Origin of the sequence: Serratia sp. ASV30, from assembly GCF_016428815.1 — a bacterium.
Classification (GTDB): domain Bacteria; phylum Pseudomonadota; class Gammaproteobacteria; order Enterobacterales; family Enterobacteriaceae; genus Chania; species Chania fonticola_C.
The window spans coordinates 1-436 of record NZ_JAELTL010000205.1 but is presented as its reverse complement, the minus strand read 5'-3'; the positions used below and the strand labels follow the sequence as shown (position 1 = coordinate 436).

Here is a 436-nt window from a genome sequence, read left to right as displayed (position 1 = left end):
CCCCCCCCCCCCCCCCCCCCCCCCCCCCCCCCCCCCCCCCCCCCCCCCCCCCCCCCCCCCCCCCCCCCCCCCCCCCCCCCCCCCCCCCCCCCCCCCCCCCCCCCCCCCCCCTCAACGCTACGGCGACCACCGAGAACTACACCCAGTTGGCATCGTCGGCAGCGTCAGATGTGTATAAGAGACAGATACTGGCCTGATGCTGTTCATCCGGTACCACTGGCATCACACCCGCCGGGATCGCAGCCAATTTACTGCCGCTGGTTGGATAGCGCACGTTGCCCACCAACGTGTAACCGCTCAGTTGATCCTGCGCTATCCAACCAGCGGCAGTAAATTGCTGTCTCTTATACACATCTCCGAGCCCACGAGACAGGAGGTATCATCGCGGATGCCGGCGTCTGCTTGAAAAAAGGGGGGGGGGGGGGGGGGGGGGGGG

Annotated in this window: 1 protein-coding gene; it reads left to right on the top strand. The window is 69.3% G+C overall.

Annotated elements, in window-relative coordinates; translation table 11 throughout:
* The coding region (locus tag JHD74_RS26100) for a hypothetical protein (protein ID WP_199063920.1) at window positions 1-197 on the top strand (197 nt) is incomplete at its 5' end.
* Window positions 198-436: the final 239 nt, after the last annotated feature.